This window comes from Cupriavidus sp. CuC1 (assembly GCF_044627735.1).
Taxonomy (GTDB): Bacteria; Pseudomonadota; Gammaproteobacteria; order Burkholderiales; family Burkholderiaceae; genus Cupriavidus; species Cupriavidus ulmosensis.
In genome coordinates this window covers 1-738 of sequence record NZ_JBIUHC010000416.1, presented here as the reverse complement: position 1 = coordinate 738, position 738 = coordinate 1, and the positions used below count along the sequence as shown (strand labels likewise).

Annotated in this window: 2 protein-coding genes; both read left to right on the top strand. The window is 65.2% G+C overall.

Features of this window, described 5'->3' with window-relative positions; all coding sequences use genetic code 11:
- Window positions 1–502: enoyl-CoA hydratase/isomerase family protein (locus ACGLHR_RS51985; RefSeq protein WP_400103963.1), on the top strand; the 502-nt coding region annotated here is incomplete at its 5' end.
- Between the two features lies 1 nt (window position 503).
- The coding region (locus tag ACGLHR_RS51980; protein WP_400103961.1) for a CoA transferase at window positions 504–738 on the top strand (235 nt) is incomplete at its 3' end.

The window sequence follows — 738 nt, the reverse complement described above, 5'->3', positions numbered from 1 at the left end:
GCCAGTTCCGATCGTCGCAGCCGTCAATGGCACCTGCCTCGGTGGCGGCTTCGAAGTGGTGCTCGCTTGCGACTACAGCGTGGTCGCCGAATCAGCCAAGATAGGTTCGGTCGAGGTCGCGCTCGGCCTGCATCCGTTGCTTGGCGGTATCCAGCGTCAGGTGGTGCGGGCGGGACCGGCCCGCGCAAAGGAGATGTCGATGCTCGGCCGTCGCTATGACGCGGCAACGCTTGAACGCTGGGGCCTGATCAACCTGGTGGTGCCCGACGACAAACTCGACGAGGTTGCGCTGTCGGTCGCTCAGGAACTGGCCGCCGGCCCGACCGTTGCGCATGGCGCTACGAAGCAGCTTGTGCGCGTCGCGCTCGACGAAGGCCTGAACGCCGCCGACGAAGCGATGTTCGAACTGCAAAAGCCGATCTGGGCGTCGCAGGACCTCAAGCGGGGGCTCGAAGCCTTCGGCAAGACTGGCCCCGGCACGGCAGAATTCGAAGGGAACTGACATGACTGGACCACTAGACGGACTCAAGGTCGTTGACTTCTCGCGGGTGTTGGCCGGACCGCTCTGTGCACGCACGCTCGCCGATCTCGGCGCGGACGTGATCAAGATCGAGCCGCCACGTCCAGACGTGTCGCGCGCCGCGTACCCGAACCAGGACGGCATGTCGGGCTACTACGCCCAGCAGAACAGCGGCAAGCGCAACATCAGCATCGACTTGAACGTGGGGAACGCGCGCG